This window comes from Amphritea atlantica (genome assembly GCF_018860855.1).
Classification (GTDB): Bacteria; Pseudomonadota; Gammaproteobacteria; order Pseudomonadales; family Balneatricaceae; genus Amphritea; species Amphritea atlantica_A.
The window spans coordinates 121,774-143,768 of the sequence record NZ_JAHKQE010000005.1 but is presented as its reverse complement, the minus strand read 5'-3'; the positions used below and the strand labels follow the sequence as shown (position 1 = coordinate 143,768).

Genomic DNA, 21,995 nt, shown 5'->3' with positions numbered 1-21,995 from the left:
GGTACGATTACCGATGATGGTACCGGCCCTGACGGCAATGATCCGGGCTCCGATCTGGATAACGATATTCCTACGTTGACAGTCAGCAACCCAAGTGTGGCCGAAGGCGGGCAGATGGAATTCAGCATCAGCCTGAGTAATCCGAGCACTGAAACTGTTAGTGTTAGTGTTGCCACGGTTGATACTGGGAGCGCTACTGACACTACGGATTACACTCCAAACCTCGAATACTTTGATAGTGTCTCTGGCCAGTGGGAAGCCGTAACGGGTGACCTAAGCTTTGCGCCAGGTGAGACCTCTATTCAGGTACGTTCTGCGACGGTTTCAGATAGCATTGCTGAAACGGATGAAACCTTTGATCTGACAGCAACGGTTACAACAGGCACAACCACGAATAGCAGTGCAACAGGTACGGGTACCATTCTAGATAATGATCACTTGCCAAATGCTGTCAACAGTACTGTGAATACGTTGGAAGACACGACTCTAACGTTCACTACAGCAAGCTTTGGTTTCAGTGATGCTGATGCTGGAGATTCGCTGCAGATGATTCGGATCGAATCGCTGCCGACGGATGGGACGTTATTGTTTAACGGCGTAGAAATAACAGCCGCTAACTTAGCAACCTTTAATGCGGGTTCTAATGTTATCGATAGTGCCGATATAGGACAGTTGACCTTTGAGCCTGCATTGCATGAGTCTGGTTTTGATGACTACAACAGTGCTGGAGAAGGGGATCAACTTAATTCATATGATTCCATTACCTTCAGTGTTTCTGATGGCAGTAATTGGAGTACGACTCCGGCGACACTCAGCATCGATGTGACTCCTGATGCGGATGCCCCTAACCTATCGGTTAATGGTACTCAGGCAGACAATGGCGATAACGTGGTTGATCTAGCTTTTGTACCTGACGCTGTCGGCTTGACGACAACGGTCTATACCAATGTGGGTCAGAATAGTGCGTTAATCGATAGTGTTGATTTGGAAGGCATTTCTGATGCTCTTCCCGGTGGAACAACTCAGGTATCTACTCAGCCTTATCGAGATGGTGGCGATGGTCCTGACAATATCGCCGTTGATAGTATCGAAGTCACTTCTGGGGTTATCTACCTTGAAGCGGGTACTACGCTGTCGTTCAATGGTTTTAGCGATGATGCGTTCCTGATTGAGATCGGTGGCGATACTATTGTTGATACGACCGGAGATGCTTATGGGGCCTATGATACATCGACGGTGGGGACTGATAATATCGGTCAGGGTACCGTAACGACCTATGGTGATTTTACAGCCTCTGCAACGGGCTATTATACTTTTGAAATGTATATCTATAACCACAGTGGCCCTGGTGACTTGTCGGTGAATGTGAGTGTGAATGGCGGCGCTAGCCAAGCATTTGATACCGCTGCGGTTGATATGTATCCGAGTATTGATGCCGTTGATGCAGCTCAAGGGAGCCATTCTGACCTTATTCTAACAACGGGCACTGATGGCGGTTATTACCCTATAGAGTTAAACAAAGGTTATGAAGATACCCAGATTAAGTTGACGGCTATCGATTCAACGCTGGTTGATACCGATGGTTCCGAAGTCCTCGGTAGTGTGGTGATCTCTTCTATTCCAGAAGGGTCTACCTTAACGGATGGTACTAATAGCATTACGGCGACGGCTGGCAATACGGAAGTTGATGTGACCAACTGGGATTTGGATAACCTAAGTTATATTGGGCATACCGACCTAGTAAATGGTGAAAGTGAAGTTCATACCTTAGTGGTTACCGCGACTTCTCAGGAAGTCGTTGACGGTGTTGTTGTTGATACAGCACAGACGGTGGCAAACCTCGATATCACCGTGATTGAAGTTAATGCTAAACCTAGTATTAGTGCTGTAGAAGCGGCTGCGGTGTCTGAAGAAGGGCTTGCGACAGGGCTTGTTGACACTAATCCAGCGTCTGAGGATACAACAGACGAATCGGTTTCTACCGGAAACTATACTGCTGTTGATGGTTCAGGTAATGCGCTTGCGGCAACATTTGCTGCAGTGACGACGGTGACGACATCGGATGGTACGACACTCACCTCCGGTGGTAGTGATGTGACGTTTGAGTTGAGTAATAACGATCAAACGTTAACGGGTAGCGCTGATGGCACTGATATTATCCAGATTGAGCTTGCCAATGATGGAACCTATACCGTTACATTGTTAGGGCCGGTTGATCATTCGGATACCAGTAGTGAAGACAGCCTAAACTTCGATCTTACTTTACAGGCCACGGATGGAACGCAGAGTGCGAGTGGTACTTTGAATATTCGTATCGAGGATGATAGTCCTTTCAGTGGCGATCTCAGTAATACGATTCAAGTGCCGGTTGTGTTATCAAATATCATGTTGATCTTAGATTTCTCTGGAAGTATGAGAGGCGACAACCTCACTAACATGAAAGCAGCACTCATTACCATGTTGGACTCTTATGCGGATACTGGTGAGACAGCAGTTCAGATAGTTAGCTTTAGCAGTAGTGCTAGTACGGTTGCAGATGGGGGATGGATTAGTATCTCGGATGCGAAGGACTATATTAGTGGATTAACTGATTCTGATATGGGTGGCACTACTAACTATGATGCTGCGTTGGCGGCAGCAGAAACAGCCTTCGCTGAAACTTCAGGGTATCTCTCAGGGGGTAAGAATATTTCCTACTTCTTATCCGATGGTTCACCGACTCGCGGGGATAGAATTGGTTCTTCGGATCAGACTGAGTGGGAAGATTTTGTTACTGATAACAATATCGATTCCTATGCGGTTGGTTTTGGTGGTGCAGCGGTCACCTATCTTGAACCGATTGCTTATAACGGTATTGATAATGAAGAACGGGCAGCGATTGATGCAACCATTGCCGGAACTGGTTTGGCTGAAGAGCTGTTGGCGACAGTCGATTCAATTCAGGGAAGCTTATTTACCAATGATGGCAGTACTGGCGTGGTGTTCGGTGCAGACGGCGGGCATATCTTAGAGTTGACCTATGATGGTGTGACTTACAGTTATGATGCTGATAATCCAGTCCAAACCATCGCCTTGAAAGAAGGTAGTATGGACCTTGACTTTGGTACCGGCAACTTCACCTATATGTCTACGGAACAAACGAACGATACGGTAACCGAAAACTTCACTATCAGTGTGATGGATAATGATGGTGATACTTCTGTGGATCAGCCGTTGATATTGGTGATTGAAAAATACCAAACCACCGCTACTTCTGGAGATGACCGTTTGGTTGGTACTACCGGTGATGACATCATCGATGGCCTCGGTGGAAACGATATCTTGATAGGTGATGAGGGTGATGACCTGTTGATGGGTAGTGCTGGAGCGGACACTTTCGAGTGGAACGCGGGGGACCAGGGCAGTGCAGCAGCACCAGCTAGCGATATTATTCAGGACTTTACCGTTGCTGAGGATAAAATTGATCTATCGGACCTGCTGGATTCTCTGGGACTGACAACTTCCGGTGTCGTTGAATCTTACCTGAGCCTAACTGAAAATAGCGACAGCGATACAGTGTTGAATGTTAAGGATAGCGCTGCCGGTGATGTTGTTCAGGAGATCGTACTCGATAATGTCAGCCTCGATAGTTTGAAAACGGATCTAAATATTGATCAGGCGGCGACAAATAATGAGTTGCTTACTCAGCTTATAGATCAATCTAAACTGATCGTTTAATGGTTGAACCATAATGGGTGGCTTTTTCGGAAGCTGCCCATTTTTATGGCTATGAGGCGATATCAAACAGTCGTATGGTATTTGTTTGATGGAAGTTCGTAAGTTGTTGATTTGTTTTTGTTAAATCGATACTTTAGATAGATAGTATTCCGAAGAGGCAATAAGAAATAGTGGAACAATCAGAATCAGACTGGGTGTTTGGTACCAGTCGAGAACAGTTTGTTGATCCTTTGCTAGATGCTCTGGTTCTTTTGAGTAAATACTATGGAACCCCCGCCTCTGAAGATTCATTGAGTAGTGGCTTACCACTCGTTGATAACCGATTAACGTTGGCGCTGTTTCCTCGGGCGGCTGAGCGTGCAGGCTTGTCTGCTCGATTGGCGGACCAAGCATTATCTGAGATACATGAACTGTTATTGCCCTGTGTGTTGTTATTACACAACCATGGCAGTTGTATCTTAATGTCGATTAATCACCAAGCGGGTACCGCTCGGATATTGCAATCGGAAAGTGGTGATGGTGAGGTAGAGTTATCATTGACGGCGCTGGAAAAAATCTATTCCGGCCATCTATTTTATATTCGCAAAAAATATCAATTTGATCAGCGAAGTCCTGATGTCCTCGACACTCAGGAAGGGCATTGGTTCTGGGGAACTTTTCGCAGTGCGGTACCCATTTACAGAGATGTGATGATCGCCTCTTTGTTGATTAACCTCTTTGCGGTTGCGTCACCTTTGTTTGTCATGAATGTCTATGACCGGATTGTGCCAAACCTTGCGTTTGATTCCCTTTGGGTCTTAGCCATTGGTGTTGGGTTAGTGTTTGTTTTCGACCTGATACTCAAACATCTGCGATCTTATTTTATTGATGTGGCTGGGAAAAAACTGGATCTACAGTTGTCCGCTAAAATATTTGCGCGCGTGATGGGGATCAGATTAGAAGCCCGCCCGCTGTCTGTTGGCGCTTTTGCGAATAATTTACAATCGTTTGAAATGATCCGAGAGTTTATTACTTCGGCGACCCTCGGCGCATTGATTGATCTGCCGTTCGCGCTGTTATTTCTTTTAGTGATCTGGGTTGTTGGCGGCCCGCTGGTGCTTGTGCCACTGACGGTGATGATTATTTTAGTTGGCTACAGCCTATATATTCAAAAACCGTTGGCAAAGCAGATTGAGCTAACATCAAAGATTGCTTCGCAAAAGCAGGCAACCCTTGTTGAGGGTTTGACCGGTATTGAAGCGGTTAAAATCAATGGTGCGCAGAGTCAGTATCAGGTGGTTTGGGAGCAAGCTGTCAGCAAGATGGGACAGCATGACATTCAAACGCGAAAACTGGCTAATGGTGCATCCTCCTTATCCGGTTTTTTACAGCAAATGATGACGGTCGGGATCGTTGTGCTGGGTGTTTATCTGGTGGCGGCGGGAGACCTGAGTATGGGGGGGATTATTGCCTCGGTGATGCTGGGTGGACGAGCGGTACAGCCGTTAGCTCAACTGTCATTGCTGGCAACCCGATACAATCAAGCTAAAGCCTCTATGAGCCTTATTAATCAGGTCATGGAAATGCCTATCGAGGAAGAGGAAGGTAAGAGTTACGTCAGCCGTCCTAAGCTGCAGGGCAAAATTGAATTTGATAAGGTTTGCTTTTCCTACCCAGGCCAGCAGAGTTACGCGCTGAAGGATGTCAGCTTTACCATTCAGCCCGGCGAACGGGTGGCACTGATTGGTGGTATAGGGGCAGGTAAAAGCTCACTAGAGAAGTTGATCCTTGGCTTGTATCAGTGCACGCAGGGGGATGTGCGTATCGATGGTGTCAATATAGCGCAGCTACATCCGGCGGATTTGCGACGCAATATCGGTGCTATTATGCAGGAAAATCATCTGTTCTTTGGCAGCATCAGAGACAATATCGTGATGGGGGCTCCCTTTACCAGTGATGAAAATTTATTGCGCGCCGCCGAGTGGGGTGGTGTGACCGCCTTTACTAATCATGATCCAGAAGGCCTTGAACGACAGGTTGGTGAAGGTGGTCGACAGCTCTCAGGTGGCCAGCGTCAGTCAGTCGCGGCTGCTAGAGCGATCGTGATGGACCCACCTATTATGTTATTAGATGAACCGAGTAGTCATCTAGATCGTAAGTCTGAAGTAAGGTTAATGAATCAACTTAAAGCCTTGGATCGTAGTAAAACCGTGATCCTGAGTACACATAAATCGAGTCTTTTGGATGTTGTTGATCGGATTATCGTGCTTGAAAATGGTCGTTTGATTGCCGATGGACCTAAAGCAGAGGTTATTAACTGGTTACGCGATGGCGTTAACCAGCAGAAGACGAAACAGGAGGTGAAATCCTGATGGGTGATCTTCCTAAGGATAATGTTTCGGCCTCTGCAGAAGAGAGTACGTCAAAGGCGAGTAACGTTGCGACCGATGTGAAACCCGTTAAACAATCGAAACAGGGCAAAACCGCTGTTGATGACGGGTTGCATGATTTTATTGATAACGCCGCTGCGAGTGTTTTGCTCGATACGCCACGAAGCTCACAGATGTTGCTCTGGGGAGTGGTCTGCTTTGTTGTTGTGGCGATTGTCTGGGCATATTTTGCTGAGTTGGATGAAATCACTCGAGGTGAAGGCAGCGTGATTCCATCGCAACAGATACAGGTCGTGCAGTATTTGGAAGGCGGTATTCTTAAAGAGTTGTATGTTAAAGAGGGCGATAAAGTCGAAGCGGGTCAGCCTTTGTTACGTTTGGATGAAACTCGATTCTTATCCGATTTTCGAGGGCAAGCGCAGGAGCAAGCTTATCTTGAGGTTTCGATTGCTCGGCATCGGGCAGAACTTGAAAGTATTATCATCAATGATGTATTGCCTAAGAGTGAGTGGAAGGAGCAGGTGAAGATCGATCCACAGCCTATCGCGCTCGATGCCGATTGGCAGGCAAGGAATCCTGATTTGCTCGATAGGGAACAATCTCAGTTAAGTGAATATTTGAGAAACCTCAACAACCAGTTAGATATTATTGGCCGTCAGATTGAGCAGGGTGATCAGGAAGCGAAAGAACTCGAATCTAAAATAAGCCATCTATATCGTTCTTATCAGTTGGGTTTGCGTGAACTAAAAATGACTAAACCCTTAGCCGATGAGGGCGTCATTCCTGAAATTGAGTTAATTAAACTAGAAAGAGAACTGAATAGTTATAAACAAGAGCTTGAGGGCGCGAAGTTATTATTGCCTAAAGTTCGGCTAAGTATCGATGAGTCGGTTGCGAAACGTCGTGAAATCGCGTTAAATGCTCGCAGCGAAAGCCAGCAAAAGCTAAATGAAAGTTTAGCGGAATTAAAACAAAAAACGGAAGCTCAGGTTAACTTGCGTGATCGTGTAGATCGGACCACGGTTGTGTCTCCGGTACATGGCACCATCAAAACTATTTCTGTTAATACCATCGGCGGTGTTATTCAGCCGGGGATGGATTTGATTGAGATCGTACCGACTGAAGATCATCTACTGATCGAAGCGAAGATATCACCTAAGGACATTGCTTTTTTACGACCGGGGTTAAGTGCGGTCGTTCGGCTAACCGCGTATGATTTCTCGATCTACGGTGGCTTGAAGGGTACATTGGAACATATCAGCGCAGATACGATTGAAGATGAGAAGGGTAATCTATATTACCTAATCCGCGTACGTACAGAGAATACAGATTTAGGGCGGGGTGCTACGTCGCTGCCAATTATTCCCGGCATGATGGCAACAGTTGATATCATGACGGGCAAAAAGAGTGTACTTGATTATCTGCTCAAGCCTATTTTTAAGGCCCAGCAGCAGGCATTAAGAGAACGATAACGTTTAAAAGGACTTTATCCGGGGGGAACGGTTCAATGGGTCATATAAATAAAATAACAGCTAGTGCGCTAGCGATGGTGATGTGGTCGGGTGCAGTCTCGTCACAGACACTGGTAGAAGCGACGTCTTTTGCTATTGGTAACTCACCTGATGTTGCGATTGTAAAAAACCAGTACTTGAGCCGCATCGAGCAGATGGGAGTATCTAAGGCTGGCTATAAGCCAACGGTTGATCTGGCTTTAGGCTGGGGTGGTGAGTGGACCGATAGTCCAACTACCCGTACAGCGACTGGTAGTTCAGATTATGTCGATCTAGAGCGCGGCGAAGCTTCGCTGACCATGAGCCAGTTGTTGTACGATGGGCTGCGGACTAAAAATGATAATGATCGGACAAAAGCTGAAGCCGAAGCGCATCGTTTTCAACTCTGGAATGTGGCTGAAAACACCACACTAGAGGTGGCTGATGCCTACATGACGGTGATCCATGCTGAGGAAGAATCGATTCTGGCGGCGGATAACCTTGAAGCGCATATCGAAATTCTTGATGGTATTCGTAAGCGTTCAGAGCACGGTTTAGGTTCTGCTTCAGATCTCTCCCAAGTGAAGGGACGGCTGAGTCGGGCGCACACTAATTATTTAGCAACGGATAACAATGTTCTGGATGCTAAGGCCCGTTATTTTAAAATCGTTGGCCAGGAAGCGATTGGATTGGCTAAGCCTGATGCCGTTGATGAGTTTATACCGGTCTCTTATGATCAAGCGTTAGAGCGAGCCGGCAAGGTTCACCCAACACTACAATCGGCTCAGCTCGATGTCGATGCTGCGGTGGCGCAATTAAAGACGCGCGATTCCGATTTTCATCCTGATGTACGGTTAGAACTGGGTGGCACGTGGAATAATAATATCGATGGTACAGAGGGCTATACCAATGACCTGACCGCGATGGTCCGGATGCGTTACAACCTGTTTAATGGTAATGCTGATTCTTATCGTAAGAAAGAAGCTTATTACCAGCTGATGGAAGCCAGTGCTATTCGTGACCGAGCACAACGTGAAGTAGCTGAAGGTATGAGCCTCTCATGGAATGCCTACCAGTTATTAGAACGTCAAATGGAGTTTCTGGAAGCGCATGTTATTGAAGCAGAGAAAACACTGGATGCCTACAAGCAGCAGTTTAGCCTCGGTCGCCGTACTTTGGTTGATTTGCTAGATGCTGAGAATGAACTATTTGAAGCGCGACGTGAGCTACTCTCTGCTGATAAAGATCGCATACTGACTCAATTCCGAGTACTGAATGCGATGGGCGAGTTGCTCAGCGTTCTTAATCTGGATCGTGAATCTGTTTTGACTCTTGAAGATCAAGCAGAAGTCTCTGCGCAACGTAACTAAGCGCATCACCTCTCTGTCATCGAGCGGTAGCCTGTTTTGGCGACCGCTCGATTTGCAGGCTGAATCTTGTTTTACAATCCGCTATAATCCCCGCCTTTTTAACAGCCTCCTTGAATGTGTCTATGAGCGAAGAACTGGCAAAGCAGCAGAAAACCCGTCTAAACAAACTACAGAAACGTCTACGCCGTGAAGCGGGTCGCGCAATCGAAGATTTTAATATGATCGACGATGGCGACAAGGTGATGGTGTGTTTGTCCGGTGGTAAGGATTCCTTTGCCATGTTGGATATTCTTATGAATCTCCAGAAAAGCGCGCCAATTCATTTTGAGATTATTGCGGTTAACTTGGATCAGAAACAACCGGGCTTTCCTGAGCATGTACTACCAGAATATTTAGCGAATATTGGTGTGCCGTTTCATATCATTGAGCGGGATACCTATTCGGTGGTTAAAGAGCTGATACCGGAAGGTAAAACCACTTGCTCTTTATGCTCCCGTCTACGACGTGGAACGCTCTACGGTTTTGCCGAAGAGATCGGCGCCAATAAAATAGCGCTGGGGCATCATCGTGATGATATTTTGGAAACGTTTTTCCTGAATATGTTTTATGGTGGCAAACTCAAATCGATGCCGCCTAAGTTATTGAGCGATGACGGCAAAAATATGGTTATCCGACCGCTGGCCTATGCTCGTGAAAAAGATATTGCAGCCTATGCCGAATTGCGTGAGTTTCCGATTATCCCCTGTAATCTGTGTGGCTCGCAGGATGGCCTACAGCGTCAGGTGGTGAAAGAGATGCTACAAGACTGGGATAAGCACCACCCTGGCCGTATTGAAATCATGTTTCGATCATTAAGGAATGTTGTACCGTCCCATCTGGCAGATACGGAATTATTCGATTTTAAAGGACTTCAACGGGGCTCTCCGCGAGGTGTTGCGCCTCAAGGCGATGCTGAACAATCGAATTCGACGCTACCGGAAATGATCGATATTCTTTCACTCTGATTAAACGGAGCTAACCCTATGAATATATGGGTTGATGCAGATGCCTGTCCTAATGTGGTTAAAGAGATTCTTTATCGGGCAGCCGAACGCTTGGGGGTTAAGACGGTACTAGTGGCGAATCAGTTTTTAAATACCCCACCATCGGCCTTTGTCAGTGCGGTGCAGGTACCTGCGGGTTTTGATGTGGCGGATAATTATATTGTCCAAAAAAGCCTCCCCGGTGATCTCGTGATTACGGCCGATATTCCTTTGGCATCTGAAGTCCTTGAAAAGGGTGCCCATGCACTGAATCCCCGAGGTGAGTTCTACACAGCTGAAAATATTCGGCAGCGGCTAAATATGCGTGATTTTATGGATCAGTTACGTGGCTCTGGCATTGATACGGGTGGGCCGGCAAAACTTAATCAACAGGATCGACAGCAGTTTGCCAATCAATTAGACCGTTTTTTGGTTAAACACGTTGTTCGCTGAGTACTGATTTCAGATAAAAATAGGGGTAAACCTTTATTTTTGTATTGTTTTGCTTTAGCGTCTCAGGTATTAAAAATAATAACTGAGGTTTCTATGAACGATGCACTTTTGATTCGAGACGATATTGATGGTGTTTGTAAACTGACACTTAACCGTCCCGATGCCTACAACTCTCTGTCAATGGAACTGATGCAGGCACTGATTGCTGAACTGGATGCGATTGCTGGTGACAGCACGGTGCGTGTTGTGGTGCTAAAAGGCAGTGGTCGTGGTTTCTGTTCCGGTCATGATCTAAAACAGATGATGGGCGAGGGCGAAGAAGATTATTACCAATGTACATTTGATACATGTTCGCAACTAATGCAGCGAATCGTTAACCTACCTATCCCTGTGATTGCGCAGGTACACGGGGTTGCCACGGCAGCGGGTTGTCAGTTGGTGGCGAGCTGTGACCTTGCGGTTGCTAGTGATAAGTCACGCTTCGCGACACCTGGGGTGAATATTGGTTTGTTTTGTTCCACGCCAATGGTTGCTTTGAGTAGAGCCGTCAGTAAAAAGCATGCGATGGAGATGCTGTTACTCGGTGATATGATCAGTGCGGCAAAAGCGGCCGAGATTGGTCTGGTGAACTGGGTTGTCGCTGATGAACTAGTTGAGCAAAAAGTAGATGAGGTGGCCGGTAAAATTGCCGCGAGTTCGCGCAAAGCAGTCTCGATAGGTAAACAGGCTTATGTACGCCAGATAGATAAACCTTTAGACGAGGCTTATGCTGAGTGTAGCCGTGTGATGACTGACAATATGCTCACCCATGATGCGGGCGAGGGGATTGACGCTTTTATTAATAAACGTAAACCTTGTTGGCAACATCGGTAAATTGATCATTGAGTACTGAAAGCCGCAGCGATTGTTGCGGCTTTTGTCTTTCTGCTTACTGCTATGCTGGATCGATCTCATTAATAGGGTAAGATTTCATCATGACTAGGGTTGAATCAATCAGGTTGTGCCAATAGTTTAATGTTGTGCTGATAGATTAAGGATAAAAAGATGATGAATCGACGTGCTGTCATTAAGGCGATAGTCTCCTGTGGAGGATTGTTTGGCATCGGTGTCTTGCTGCCGCGACAGGTTCTCGCTGAATGGAATCAGGCGGCATTTTCTGCCGAGACACAAGCAGAGGCGATCAAGCTAATGTTTGGTGCGGAACCGGTAGTGAGTGATGAGATTCACCTGAAACTGCCAATGGCCATCGCTGATGGCGCGACAGTGCCAGTATCGGTGATTACATCGGTACCAAATGTTGAATCCATTAGTTTGTTTGTTGACAGTAATGAAAATCCATTAGTCGCTGAATTTATTCTTTCTGAAGGCTCCCAAGGGGAAGTGCTGACGCGCATCCGTATCAAAACAACATCGACGATTACCGCGGTAGTGAAGGCGGATGGACAGTTGTTAAGTGCCTCTCAGGAGACCAAAGTCTCTAGTGGTGATTGCGGTTAATTTGAAAAAAGGGCTGTCTGATGACTGATATTATAACTGTTAAGACCAAAGTAAATGATCAGGTGACACGGGTAAAGCTTACAGCTAACCATCCGATGCATGACGGATTAAGCTTTGATGAAAAAACAGAGGAACGTATCCCCGCTATGTTTCTACAACAGATTACTGTTTTACATGCAGGAGAAACGGTTTTTAGTGCAAATTTAAGTCCTGCTATCTCTAGTAATCCATTTTTAGGTTTCAGCTTTTCGGGTGCTGCTCTTGGTGATGAGTTAGTTATTCACTGGATTGAAAATACCGGTAAAACAGGCACTCAAACAGTGGTGATCGATTAATTCGGACTATTGTCTATCCATGGATATCAGCGGTACTACTCGGTCTTGTCATCCGTTAGAATAGGCGCACTTATCATAAGCAAGCAGAAGCAGCAGGAGAGCAGCGTGAATCGAATGGGTATATTGGTCCTTCTGAGTTTGTTTTCATTGGCGGGTTGTAATGCCGTTAATGTTCAACCGGATTCCGAACCTTTAGCTGAGCCGATGGATAGTGCGCCGGTTGTTGCTGTGAATCAGGCGGAACAGTTTGAGCAGTTGAATAGCCGCATTACCTTACTGCAGGAACAGTTTCTCGAATTGAAAGTGCAAAATAGTGCGGTAGCTGAGCGTGTGCAATTGTTATTGACTCAGTTTCAGGTGCTAGCGCAAGAGGTCAAACGCTCATCAGCAGCCCCCGACGCTGTTCCTGTCGATAATGAGCTGCAGGAGATGATGGCACGTCTGGATCAGCAGCTTATCGAACTGCAACAGATTGCGCCTGAACTTGGCGGTGGTGATCCATTTAAACTGGCCAGTTGTTATACGGCGAAAGGGCAGTGGGTGATGATTCGTTATAACCGTTTTTCCGGCGAGAGTTGGATCTCCGCAGCTAATAGCTGGCAGCCGCTAGCAGAGGAACAGTCGCCCTCAATTTCCTCCTATGATGTGCAGCTACTCCGCGCTAATGGCGATGTTAAAGGGTATGTTGCTGCCCGTATCGACCATAATACGGGGGAGAGTTGGTGGCTGAACCAAACAACCTGGGTTAAGTACCAACCATAAACACGATCGATCTTATATGAACCCACGTACACCCGAAAGTTTGATTCATCTATTCAACGGGCTTTTTAGCGACAGCTTAAATACCGTATTAGAACGGGGCGATGATGAGCCCATCTATCTGCCAGCGGATGAGAAGCACCCTCATCATCGGATTATTTTTGCCCATGGTTTTTTTGCCAGTGCCTTACACGAGATAAGCCATTGGTGTGTTGCTGGAGAGCAGCGACGTCTATTGGTTGATTTTGGTTACTGGTATAAACCGGATGGCCGAACGGCGGCAGAACAGGCTGAGTTCGAAAAGGTTGAGGTGAAACCGCAAGCACTGGAGTGGCTGTTATCAGAAGCGGCAGGGCATAAATTTCATTTCAGCGCCGACAATCTTGGGGCCAATATGGGGGCGAGTGATAGCTTTAAGAGGGCTGTTCAGCGGCAAGTGTTGCAATATCTTGCTGAGGGGATACCTGATCGCCCAGCACAGCTGGTTCAGGCTTTACAACAGTACTATGGTACTTCTCCACTAAGCGCTGAGCGGTTCTCGTTAGAGGGAAAGTAAAACACTGGCTCTTAATCGGTTGCTATTAGCCAGTGTTTATTGATCAGCATCTCACTGGGGTTGTATGTTTTTGTTCATATCGTGATCATGCTGCATCTTCATATTGCCCATCCCTGCCATTACATCCATCACTTGAATGTCGAGTTTTTCACTGCTGCCATCACTGAAATTTAGTGTCAGGTCGATCATTTCATCTTTAGCGAGGTCTCGTTTAAGCCCGATCAGCATAATGTGTAAACCACCGGGTTTTAGTTCCACTTCGCTGTTAGCCTGCAGAGTGATTTGAGGAATGCGGCGCATTTTCATCACACCATCAGCATGGGTGTGAGTATGTAGTTCGGCTACTTCAGCGACAGAGGTCGATGCGGAAACCAGTGCAATCTCTTCGTTACTGTTATTTTTCAGGCTCATAAACGCAGCACTATTGGGTTGTCCAGGTGGAACAGCACGGGCATAGGGATGATCTACAACTACTTCAGCGAAAGCCGAAGCAGACAGTGTCAGTGCGGCAACCAGTGTTATTAGCTTTTTCATAACAGTCCTATTGTCATCAGAGTTCTTTGTAAAACCGTATTTGTCGGTCAAGGTTAAGGCAAATAATGTCGGCCTCAATGGCATCGTTATTGTTTACAACAAGGCTTTGATTTCGGTGACAACCTGATCAGGGGTTGTGCCATGGGGGAGGGCTTTTGCTAACTCGCCCTGTTTATTAATCATATAGATTCGGGACGAGTGATCGACGGCATAACCCATTGCAGAATCTTTCATATCGACAATGCGGTAGAAGGCGCCGTATTGGGCGACGATATTATCGATATTTTCGCGACTACCGGTAACGCCAATAATTGAAGGGTGAAAGAAGTGGCTATATTCCGCTAGATGTTTCGGTGTATCACGTTCTGGATCTACACTAATAAAGATAGGTTGAACCCGCTTTTGTTGTTCATTGCTAAGGTTTTTCATCGCTTGTGAGATAACCGCGAGGGAGGTTGGGCAAACATCTGGACAATGGGTATAGCCTATATAAAGCATCACCACTTTTCCCTCAAAATCATGCAGTGAAACGTCGCCATCTTCACTTTGCAGTGTGAAGTCACCACCGAGTTTTTTTAGCATTGCAGTACCCGCGGCGTTGTTTGGCTGTGGGCTTAAAAGGTAGGCCGTAACAATACCCGCTAGTAAGGCCAGTGTTAGGAGTAATAGGTTACGCAGTGTGGTCAGGTTGTTTGCCATTATTTCGCTCTGAATTCAAACCATGTGTTGAGAGGTCCAGCCGTGGTTTCTGCTGCAACGGTTAAGCGCCATAACATCTCGCCGGTGGTGCAAACGGCCAGTTGGCCACTCCCTGTAAATGTGCCTGGTTGTCCTTTAACGGCGGTCAACGCTGTTTGATTAATGCCCATAAACATCTCGCTACCCTGTAAGTTGATCAATACGTTGCTAGCCTCAACACCGTCGATCTGCACATGATAGTTAAACGGTGTCATCGATTGGATGGGCCGAGGCTGAATTTCCAGTGATAACGTTGCCTCACCTATCTGTACCGTACAACGTTGCTGGTGCAAGTCGCACTGACTAGCAACACCCGCTTCCTTAGACGGTAGACTGAAGAAGGAAGATCCTAGCCATACGGCTAAAATAAAACCGGCCAGTAATATCAGATAAAGGTAGTTTGGTGTGCTTTTTACGGCTGTTGTATGCGCCATTGATTGGGCTTTCCTCTGAGGTGAATTGTCACCGATCCGGACAGGGATCTAAATGTGGCAAATTGTCGCATTACTAATGGCATAGTGGAATGCGACGCGGGTAAATTCAGCTGATCTAAGTACGATAAAACGTCGGATATGCTGTCATGATGTTTCGTTATCAGGGTTGGCGTAGGGTTTAGGGCGTCTAAAGCTGAATCGAAAGTTAAGGGCGGAGTGCATAGATGATCACGATAGGCCTGTAAAAACGTTCCGGTGATCGAGCATCGGTTAAACTGACTGAACTATGACCTTTTGGCATCCTCTGACCCTTTCTTAACGCGTGTCAATATGACATAGCTAGACCTGTCACAGGGTATAACAGATCAGGCTAAATACATATGCTGATCCATGGTCGGAGATGACCTAGGGTGCGTTAGGCTAAAGGGCTGTGTTAGCTCTGAGTATCGATTGATTTGCGCGGAGTGATATCGCACACTGGAATTAATATTATTGGACGGATTAAGACGATGGAGTGGGATAAGCTACTAACAACCAAACGTTATGGCCATGAATACCTGACACCTAAAGAGGTTGGGCGAAGTCATTTTCATAAGGATCATGATCGTATTGTTTTCTCCAGTGCTTTTCGGCGTTTAGGACGAAAAACCCAGGTGCACCCCTTATCCCTTAATGATCATATTCATACCCGCCTGACTCACAGTATTGAGGTGGGTAGTCTTGGGCGAAGCCTAGGGATTCGGGTGGGAGAACTGCTGGCCGATCAGTTGCCGCAATGGATTAGTCCTCATGATCTCGGCACCATTGTGCAGTCGGCCTGTTTAGCACACGATATTGGTAATCCACCTTTTGGCCATGCCGGTGAATACGCCATTCGCGACTGGTTTAAGCATAAGGCACCTAAGCATTACCTTGAAGAGTTATCGGCTGTTGAGCTATTAGACTTGCAAACCTTCGAGGGCAACGCGCAGGGCTTTAGAGTGGTGACGCGGATTGAAAACCATCTCTTTGATGGTGGCCTTCGGTTGACTTACCCGACTCTAGGGACGCTGCTGAAATACCCTTGGACCGTTGATCGAGCCGGTAAAAAAGGCAAGTTCAGTTGTTTTGGCACCGAGCGCGAGATTCTCAATTCGCTGGGGCGAGAGCTGGGCTTGGTTAAGCTCGGCGAGGACTTCTGGTGTCGTCACCCGTTGGCTTTCTTGGTGGAGGCGGCGGATGATATCTGTTACGCAATTTTAGATCTTGAAGATGCCATTGAACTCAATATCTTGGGGTTTGATGATATTAAGCCGATCATGCTGCAGATTTGCGGTGATCTTAATTATGAAGATCAGATCTTTTTCACCCAAGCCTCCGCCCGTCGTAAAATCTCGGCCTTGCGGGGTATGGCGATGGAAAACATGGTCGAGTCGACGGTATCCGCCTTTATGGCTAACTTGCCGGCGATAATGGCCGGTGAATATACCGGCGAACTGTTGGCAGATGGCGATCCAGGTGTGCGAGAGGGGTTGGAGAAAGCGAAAACCATCGCCCGTGAACGAGTCTTTCCGGATAATCGTAAAGCTGAATTGGAGGTCGGTGCTTACAGTACCTTAGGCAGTCTATTGGATGCCTTCTGCGCCGCGGCGTATGAGCAGCATACCCAGAGCAGTGAACAGCTTAGCTACCGCAGTGAGAAGATCATTAGTCTGATGGGTATTCATAGTCCAGAGCCCGAATGGCCGCTTTACCCATCTTATATGCGGGTACTCGATTTTATTGGCGGTATGACTGATAATTACGCGGCTTATCTGGCTCGCCAGATCGGTGGTATGTCTGTTAACTAAGCTTTATTTAACTCAGCTCCATTTTGTCAATTAAAAAGGTATAACGTTGTGTCAATGCGTGATCAATTAAGCGGCCTAGTATTCTCTACTGAGAAAGGCCAATTGTGCCCGGGATGTAAAGAAGCGGTTGACCAATGTATTTGCGATCAACTGGCCGACCAGCAGCGTCTGGAAAATCTCGACGGTGTGATTCGTATTCGCCGTGAAACTTCCGGTCGAAAAGGTAAAGGTGTCACCACGATCAGCGGAGTGCCATTGGCGGATAAAGCGCTCAAAGAGCTGGCTAAAAAGCTTAAGCAGCAATGTGGTACCGGTGGCTCATTGAAAGATGGCATTATCGAGATACAGGGTGATCATCGGGAGAAGCTAAAACAGCTACTCGAAAAACAGGGTTATCGCGTGAAACTAGCGGGTGGTTAATATGACCACGCCTAAGAGGAAAAGAAAAAAAGTCTGTAAGTTCTGTTTGATGATGCGCTTCATGTTGCTGTTTCTAGCGATTGTCGCTGTTTTCCTGTTAAATGGCGTTTATCAGTTTTGGAATTGAGTCATCACATAACGGCAAGGAGCCGGTGATGCAATAACAGGGAATCGATACGATGCGTAGATCCGCCTATGCTTTATCTTTTTTACTTTGCTTGAGTGCATCGTTTTCACCGACGGTCGTTGCCGAAATTTTTCATTATACTGATGGCAATGGACGTAAAGTCTATGTCGATAGTCCGCATAAAATCCCCCCTCAGTATCGAGAAAAGAGCCAGACGATAGCGACTGAACAGCGCACGGATGAGGAAAAACTGGCCAGTCAGGCGAGTCACCAGCAAATTAGTAATGAGTTTCAGCGCAAACAACAGATTCGTAAGTTAGAACAAACCATCGAGAAAATGACAACGCCGGTGAAAATTATCGGCAACCAAGTATTGGTTCCGGTCGATGTTGTTTGGCGGGGACGTAAAGCCAGTTTACACCTCTTGCTCGATACGGGTGCCAGTATGACGGTACTTCATCGTGACGGCGTCAGCTCACTGAATATCGCCAGCCGTAATTCCAGTTATGCACAGGTGGCCGGTGGCGGCATTATCAAAACCGAACGGGTGGTGTTTGATCGGGTTGAACTTGGGCCATATAAGATTGAAAATAAATCTACTGCGGTGATTGAAACAACCGGCCAGCAAGCCTTTGATGGGCTTTTAGGTATGGATATCCTCGGTGGTGGCCAATATAAAATCGACTTTCAGCAACGCAAGATTATCTGGTCGCCAGAAAAATACCAGCAGTTCATGGATGCGCTTGAGAAGCTAAAGGCTATTAAGACAGACGTGGATGATGAAGCCGATAAGCCTAAGGAAGGCGCGCTGTAGCCGAACACCGATAGTCGAACACAGGTAGCCAAATAGCGTAAGTCTGAATTTGTTACGCCCAGGACATAGAGACAAGCAAATGTATCCGTTTCTCTGTGTCTTTCCCTCTGTGCTTAATTTTCATCAGCACGCTTGAAACTATCCTAAACGACAGCTGACTCCTTCTTTGTCTAAGCTGTCGTTTAGGGTCTGAGATGATTTACAGTTCCAGTTCGGCGAGTTTCAAATCCAGTGTGGCTTTGAGAAGTTTATACAGGCGAATCGCCGCGTCGATCTCTTCTTTTCGGTTGGTCAAACTTTCGATGTTCAGCCCCAGAGGAATACCTAGGCCGCCACAGGCTTCAAGAATCTGATCAAGGTTGTTACGGCAGATACGGATCGATTCACCGAGTGGGTTGTGTGCATCGAGGATGCGGTGGCAAGTCGCTTGAGGAACTGAGATGCCGAGCCACTCCATAAATTCGAGCGTTTTTGCGCTACCGCAGGGAGTGAAGGTGAGAATGATCCGCTTGGGTGCTAAGTCTCGCTCTTTACATTCACGGGCATAAGAACTTAGCAGATCAATGGTCGCCTGAGGATTGTATACCGCTTGTGATACGAAGAACTCACAGCCTTGGGCGCTTTTTTCTAGCAGCCGTAGGTGCTCGTTGCCTTTGCTGGCATGACGTTCTGCAATGGTGACGCCACCAAGGTTAAAGTTGAGACTGTGTTCCTGCATTGAGGCATAGGCCTGTGGCAGAGTCAGCTTGATATCTCCGTCAGAAGAGGGGCTGCCGACTAACACCAGGTCACGTACGCCATGGGGACACCAAGCACGGTCTAGCCACTGATCAAAGTCATCTCGGCTGCGCTGAGAGACGCTTTTATAGGTAATGACCGGTCGGCCAGACTTTTCCCGCAGAATGGCAGAGTAATCCCGTGGATCGTGGGTGTTCATGAAGGGAAACGGGCGGGGCTTATCGGTCCGGCTGGTTTCGTCCTGAATGTCATAGACGATCACGCCGTCATAATCGATCTGTTCGAGACGTTCGAGTAGCTTGGTGCCTATCTCGGATACCTGTGCCATAGAAACAGAAGACCTCGGCGGGGTGGTGCCAATAAAATAGACGCCACGCTTTGGGTCGGCGAATTTCTGTTTCAGTTGTGAGTCGCTCATCTGGGTATCCGTATATTCTTAATCAGTGCTAAATCAAATGTGCTTATCGCGAATCGATAGGCTGTTGTTGGCTAAATGGCATTTGGTACTGTGCGTCGATGCTTTGACGGCGTGTTTAGCTTTTTAAGTACGTTCTATTCTAACAATGAAATCCATTCATATGTTTAAGTTATAAGGTGAAATTTTTTGCAGTCAATATGAGCCGATTTAATGTCAACTGAAATACAATACCGATAATCTCGTCTTCAATTGTTAAGGATATGTTGTGAGTAAAATAAAAATGGATCTGAGTGCTATACAGCAGCAGTTAGGCACTGATCCTAAAAAGCCCCGTTCTTTGCCGCCGGTACACCTCTGGAAACCTGACTTCTCGGGTGATTTGGATATACAAATTACCCGTGATGGACGTTGGATTCATGAAGGAGGTGAAATTAAACGCCCGGCGATGGTGACGCTGTTTTCTTCGATTTTGTGGCGCGAAGATGATCGTTACTTTTTGGTCACGCCTGTGGAGAAGGTCGGTATACAGGTTGAAGACGTACCCTTCTTTTTTACGAGTTTGGATGTACGTCAGGGGCCGCAGGGGCAGGAGCTGGTCTTTACTTCATCGACGGATGATGTGGTGGTGGCGTCAGCGGAGCATCCATTGAGAGTGGAAACGGTTGCCGGTACAGAAGACGAACCCGCTCCCTATCTAATGGTGCGTTACGGTATGGAAGGGAGTCTCAATCGTAATGTTTTCTATCAGCTGGCCGATTTGGCAGAGGAGCGCAATGGCGTCTTTGCTGTGCAAAGTTGTGGTCAGTGGTTTGCGCTTGAAGGTTAGGGCGTGCTTGTCTATAGAGGCCGACATTCAGGGCGAGTGTCGGCTTTAAGTTTAAGGTAAGGCTAATGTTAAATGAGTCTAGTTATAAAGCTGCAAGGATGGCTCTTGCAGGGCAAACAGTTGCTCTCTCAATTCAAGAATATGTTCGCTCCAGTAGCGCACAGTATTAAACCAAGGGAAGTTGTGTGGAAATGCAGGGTCTTCCCAACGTCTAGCCACCCAGGCCGCATAATTCATAATCCGCAGCGTGCGTAGGGTTTCGGTTAATCGTAGTTGCGCTGGGTTAAAGTCGCAGAATTCACGGTAGCCTTCAATAATCTCCAAGAGTTGGGCTTGCTGACTGTCCCGCTCACCGGAGAGTAGCATCCAGATATCCTGAATCGCCGGTGCCATTCTCGCATCGTCAAAATCAACAAAATGTGGTGCATTATCCCGCCAGAGCATATTGCCGATATGGCAGTCGCCGTGGACTCGGATGTGGTTGATGGGCTCGCAAACTTGCCAGTGTTGCTCCATCAGCTTGAGTAGGTCGGCGGTGAGAGTGTCATAGGAGGTTTTCAGTTCAGCGGGAATAAACTGTTCGCTGATCAGTTTAGCGCTTTCATGACCATAACTGGCGATATCAATGGCGGGCCGGTGGATAAAAGGGCGGCTGGCGCCGATGGTGTGGATGCGGCCAAGCATGCGTCCAAGGGTGAACAGGTTGTCCATGTTATCCAGTTCGGGGGCATGGCCGCCTTTACGGGGAAACAGGGCAAACATAAAGTCGCCATAACAAAAGAGGCTTTCTCCATCACGGATTAACGGTGCAACCACGGGCAGTTCTTGCGCCAGTAGCTCAAAGCAAAACTGATGCTCTTCGAGAATCTGTTCTTTACTCCAGCGGGCTGGGCGATAAAACTTTGCGATCAACGGCTCGCTTTCTTCAATGCCAATCTGATACACGCGATTTTCATAACTGTTTAAGCCAAATACCCGCCCATCACAAAGATAGCCGAGGCTTTCAATGGCATCCTGAATAAAACTCGGGGTGAGATGTTCGAACGGGTGTACTGTGCTCATCGGGTTACCAGTTTTTGAAAGGGTGGGTCAGCAGGTTCGAATTGTAGTAGCGCTTGTCGCCGGTCACTTCTTGGGTTATCCAGTCGGGCAATTCCGGTTGTTCTGTTTCGCTGCTCAGTTCGACTTCGGCGACGATCAGCCCTTGGTTGTCGCCGGCAAAGATATCCAGCTCCCAAAGATGTTGTTGATGCTGAATCAGGTAGCGGGTTTTATCGACCACGGGGCCTTTGCAGAGCTCATCGAGCATCTGGCGGGCATCGCTGACGGGGATTTCATATTCAAACTCACTGCGCGAGAAGCCGTGGGTTTCCCCTTTGAGGGTTAGAAACGCTTTATCGCCCATGATGCGGATACGCACGGTGGTTTTATCGGCCGTTTGAATATAACCCTGACAGATGGTTAGACCCTGCTTGGGTAGATCGACTTTATCTATATCCACCAGAAACTTGCGCTCAATTTCCTGTGCCATAACGACTCCTCAATAAAA

Annotated in this window: 21 protein-coding genes; 15 read left to right on the top strand and 6 right to left on the bottom strand. The window is 47.1% G+C overall.

The window, feature by feature from the left end; all coding sequences use genetic code 11:
• The 11 genes from KO512_RS02555 to KO512_RS02505 form a co-directional block, all read left to right on the top strand.
• A partial coding sequence (locus tag KO512_RS02555) for a beta strand repeat-containing protein (RefSeq protein ID WP_215950772.1) occupies window positions 1-3,717 on the top strand: 3,717 nt, incomplete at its 5' end.
• A gap of 170 nt (window positions 3,718-3,887) precedes the next feature.
• The gene (locus KO512_RS02550; protein WP_215950771.1) at window positions 3,888-6,068 is read left to right on the top strand and encodes a type I secretion system permease/ATPase; all 2,181 of its coding nucleotides are present in this window, start codon (window positions 3,888-3,890) and stop codon (window positions 6,066-6,068) included.
• Window positions 6,068-7,558 (top strand): HlyD family type I secretion periplasmic adaptor subunit, encoded by a 1,491-nt coding sequence (locus tag KO512_RS02545; RefSeq protein WP_215950770.1) that lies wholly within the window; start codon window positions 6,068-6,070, stop codon window positions 7,556-7,558. The genes KO512_RS02550 and KO512_RS02545 overlap by 1 nt, the downstream gene beginning before the upstream one ends.
• Before the next feature lie 35 nt (window positions 7,559-7,593).
• Window positions 7,594-8,946, top strand: a complete 1,353-nt coding sequence (locus KO512_RS02540) for a TolC family outer membrane protein (protein ID WP_215950769.1) — start codon at window positions 7,594-7,596, stop codon at window positions 8,944-8,946.
• 122 nt (window positions 8,947-9,068) lie between these two features.
• On the top strand, window positions 9,069-9,950 hold the full coding sequence (gene ttcA / locus KO512_RS02535) for a tRNA 2-thiocytidine(32) synthetase TtcA (protein ID WP_215950768.1): 882 nt from the start codon (window positions 9,069-9,071) through the stop codon (window positions 9,948-9,950).
• Window positions 9,951-9,968: 18 nt separating this feature from the next.
• Entirely contained in the window at window positions 9,969-10,421 is a 453-nt protein-coding gene (locus tag KO512_RS02530; RefSeq protein ID WP_215950767.1) for a YaiI/YqxD family protein, read from the top strand.
• A gap of 93 nt (window positions 10,422-10,514) precedes the next feature.
• Complete coding sequence (locus KO512_RS02525) at window positions 10,515-11,294, top strand: enoyl-CoA hydratase (RefSeq protein WP_215950766.1); 780 nt, start codon at window positions 10,515-10,517, stop codon at window positions 11,292-11,294.
• 171 nt (window positions 11,295-11,465) lie between these two features.
• Entirely contained in the window at window positions 11,466-11,918 is a 453-nt protein-coding gene (locus KO512_RS02520; protein ID WP_215950765.1) for a thiosulfate oxidation carrier protein SoxY, read from the top strand.
• 20 nt (window positions 11,919-11,938) lie between these two features.
• A complete protein-coding gene (soxZ, locus tag KO512_RS02515) occupies window positions 11,939-12,253 on the top strand; it encodes a thiosulfate oxidation carrier complex protein SoxZ (protein WP_215950764.1) in 315 nt (104 codons plus the stop codon).
• Between the two features lie 105 nt (window positions 12,254-12,358).
• Entirely contained in the window at window positions 12,359-13,015 is a 657-nt protein-coding gene (locus KO512_RS02510) for a hypothetical protein (protein WP_215950763.1), read from the top strand.
• A 16-nt stretch (window positions 13,016-13,031) separates the two neighbouring features.
• Entirely contained in the window at window positions 13,032-13,568 is a 537-nt protein-coding gene (locus tag KO512_RS02505) for an elongation factor P hydroxylase (protein ID WP_215950762.1), read from the top strand.
• 51 nt (window positions 13,569-13,619) lie between these two features.
• Here KO512_RS02505 and KO512_RS02500 read toward each other — a convergent pair whose 3' ends face one another.
• The 3 genes from KO512_RS02500 to KO512_RS02490 form a co-directional block, all read right to left on the bottom strand.
• Window positions 13,620-14,102, bottom strand: a complete 483-nt coding sequence (locus tag KO512_RS02500) for a copper chaperone PCu(A)C (RefSeq protein ID WP_215950761.1) — start codon at window positions 14,100-14,102, stop codon at window positions 13,620-13,622.
• 93 nt (window positions 14,103-14,195) lie between these two features.
• On the bottom strand, window positions 14,196-14,801 hold the full coding sequence (locus tag KO512_RS02495; protein WP_215950760.1) for an SCO family protein: 606 nt from the start codon (window positions 14,799-14,801) through the stop codon (window positions 14,196-14,198).
• Window positions 14,801-15,274 carry a hypothetical protein gene (locus tag KO512_RS02490; protein ID WP_215950759.1) on the bottom strand — a complete coding sequence of 158 codons (474 nt, stop codon included), beginning with the start codon at window positions 15,272-15,274 and terminating at the stop codon, window positions 14,801-14,803. The genes KO512_RS02495 and KO512_RS02490 overlap by 1 nt, the downstream gene beginning before the upstream one ends.
• Window positions 15,275-15,783: 509 nt before the next feature.
• Here KO512_RS02490 and KO512_RS02485 point away from each other — a divergent pair.
• The 3 genes from KO512_RS02485 (at window position 15,784) to KO512_RS02475 (ending at window position 18,464) form a co-directional block, all read left to right on the top strand.
• Window positions 15,784-17,103, top strand: a complete 1,320-nt coding sequence (locus tag KO512_RS02485; RefSeq protein ID WP_215950758.1) for a deoxyguanosinetriphosphate triphosphohydrolase — start codon at window positions 15,784-15,786, stop codon at window positions 17,101-17,103.
• A 54-nt stretch (window positions 17,104-17,157) separates the two neighbouring features.
• A complete protein-coding gene (locus KO512_RS02480; protein ID WP_215950776.1) occupies window positions 17,158-17,523 on the top strand; it encodes a translation initiation factor Sui1 in 366 nt (121 codons plus the stop codon).
• A 179-nt stretch (window positions 17,524-17,702) separates the two neighbouring features.
• The gene (locus KO512_RS02475; RefSeq protein ID WP_215950757.1) at window positions 17,703-18,464 is read left to right on the top strand and encodes a retropepsin-like aspartic protease; all 762 of its coding nucleotides are present in this window, start codon (window positions 17,703-17,705) and stop codon (window positions 18,462-18,464) included.
• Window positions 18,465-18,663: 199 nt separating this feature from the next.
• Here the strand turns inward: KO512_RS02475 and KO512_RS02470 are convergent, their stop codons facing one another.
• On the bottom strand, window positions 18,664-19,620 hold the full coding sequence (locus tag KO512_RS02470; RefSeq protein WP_215950756.1) for a hypothetical protein: 957 nt from the start codon (window positions 19,618-19,620) through the stop codon (window positions 18,664-18,666).
• Window positions 19,621-19,885: 265 nt separating this feature from the next.
• Here KO512_RS02470 and KO512_RS02465 point away from each other — a divergent pair, with 265 nt between their 5' ends.
• Complete coding sequence (locus KO512_RS02465; RefSeq protein WP_215950755.1) at window positions 19,886-20,446, top strand: DUF1285 domain-containing protein; 561 nt, start codon at window positions 19,886-19,888, stop codon at window positions 20,444-20,446.
• A 78-nt stretch (window positions 20,447-20,524) separates the two neighbouring features.
• Here the strand turns inward: KO512_RS02465 and KO512_RS02460 are convergent, their stop codons facing one another.
• The gene (locus KO512_RS02460) at window positions 20,525-21,508 is read right to left on the bottom strand and encodes a serine/threonine protein kinase (protein ID WP_215950754.1); all 984 of its coding nucleotides are present in this window, start codon (window positions 21,506-21,508) and stop codon (window positions 20,525-20,527) included.
• 4 nt (window positions 21,509-21,512) lie between these two features.
• Complete coding sequence (locus KO512_RS02455) at window positions 21,513-21,977, bottom strand: CYTH domain-containing protein (RefSeq protein ID WP_215950753.1); 465 nt, start codon at window positions 21,975-21,977, stop codon at window positions 21,513-21,515.
• Window positions 21,978-21,995 lie beyond the last annotated feature (18 nt).

Bases quoted from the DNA above. Each gene is read 5' to 3' on its own strand.
- KO512_RS02470 (WP_215950756.1), bottom strand. From the start codon at position 19,620: ATGAGCGACTCACAACTGAAACAGAAATTCGCCGACCCAAAGCGTGGC.
- KO512_RS02505 (WP_215950762.1), top strand. From the start codon at position 13,032: ATGAACCCACGTACACCCGAAAGTTTGATTCATCTATTCAACGGGCTT.
- KO512_RS02455 (WP_215950753.1), bottom strand. From the start codon at position 21,977: ATGGCACAGGAAATTGAGCGCAAGTTTCTGGTGGATATAGATAAAGTC.
- KO512_RS02495 (WP_215950760.1), bottom strand. From the start codon at position 14,801: ATGGCAAACAACCTGACCACACTGCGTAACCTATTACTCCTAACACTG.
- KO512_RS02540 (WP_215950769.1), top strand. From the start codon at position 7,594: ATGGGTCATATAAATAAAATAACAGCTAGTGCGCTAGCGATGGTGATG.
- soxZ (WP_215950764.1), top strand. From the start codon at position 11,939: ATGACTGATATTATAACTGTTAAGACCAAAGTAAATGATCAGGTGACA.
- KO512_RS02520 (WP_215950765.1), top strand. From the start codon at position 11,466: ATGATGAATCGACGTGCTGTCATTAAGGCGATAGTCTCCTGTGGAGGA.
- KO512_RS02500 (WP_215950761.1), bottom strand. From the start codon at position 14,102: ATGAAAAAGCTAATAACACTGGTTGCCGCACTGACACTGTCTGCTTCG.
- KO512_RS02460 (WP_215950754.1), bottom strand. From the start codon at position 21,508: ATGAGCACAGTACACCCGTTCGAACATCTCACCCCGAGTTTTATTCAG.
- KO512_RS02545 (WP_215950770.1), top strand. From the start codon at position 6,068: ATGGGTGATCTTCCTAAGGATAATGTTTCGGCCTCTGCAGAAGAGAGT.
- KO512_RS02480 (WP_215950776.1), top strand. From the start codon at position 17,158: ATGCGTGATCAATTAAGCGGCCTAGTATTCTCTACTGAGAAAGGCCAA.
- KO512_RS02530 (WP_215950767.1), top strand. From the start codon at position 9,969: ATGAATATATGGGTTGATGCAGATGCCTGTCCTAATGTGGTTAAAGAG.
- KO512_RS02525 (WP_215950766.1), top strand. From the start codon at position 10,515: ATGAACGATGCACTTTTGATTCGAGACGATATTGATGGTGTTTGTAAA.
- KO512_RS02475 (WP_215950757.1), top strand. From the start codon at position 17,703: ATGCGTAGATCCGCCTATGCTTTATCTTTTTTACTTTGCTTGAGTGCA.
- KO512_RS02485 (WP_215950758.1), top strand. From the start codon at position 15,784: ATGGAGTGGGATAAGCTACTAACAACCAAACGTTATGGCCATGAATAC.
- KO512_RS02490 (WP_215950759.1), bottom strand. From the start codon at position 15,274: ATGGCGCATACAACAGCCGTAAAAAGCACACCAAACTACCTTTATCTG.
- ttcA (WP_215950768.1), top strand. From the start codon at position 9,069: ATGAGCGAAGAACTGGCAAAGCAGCAGAAAACCCGTCTAAACAAACTA.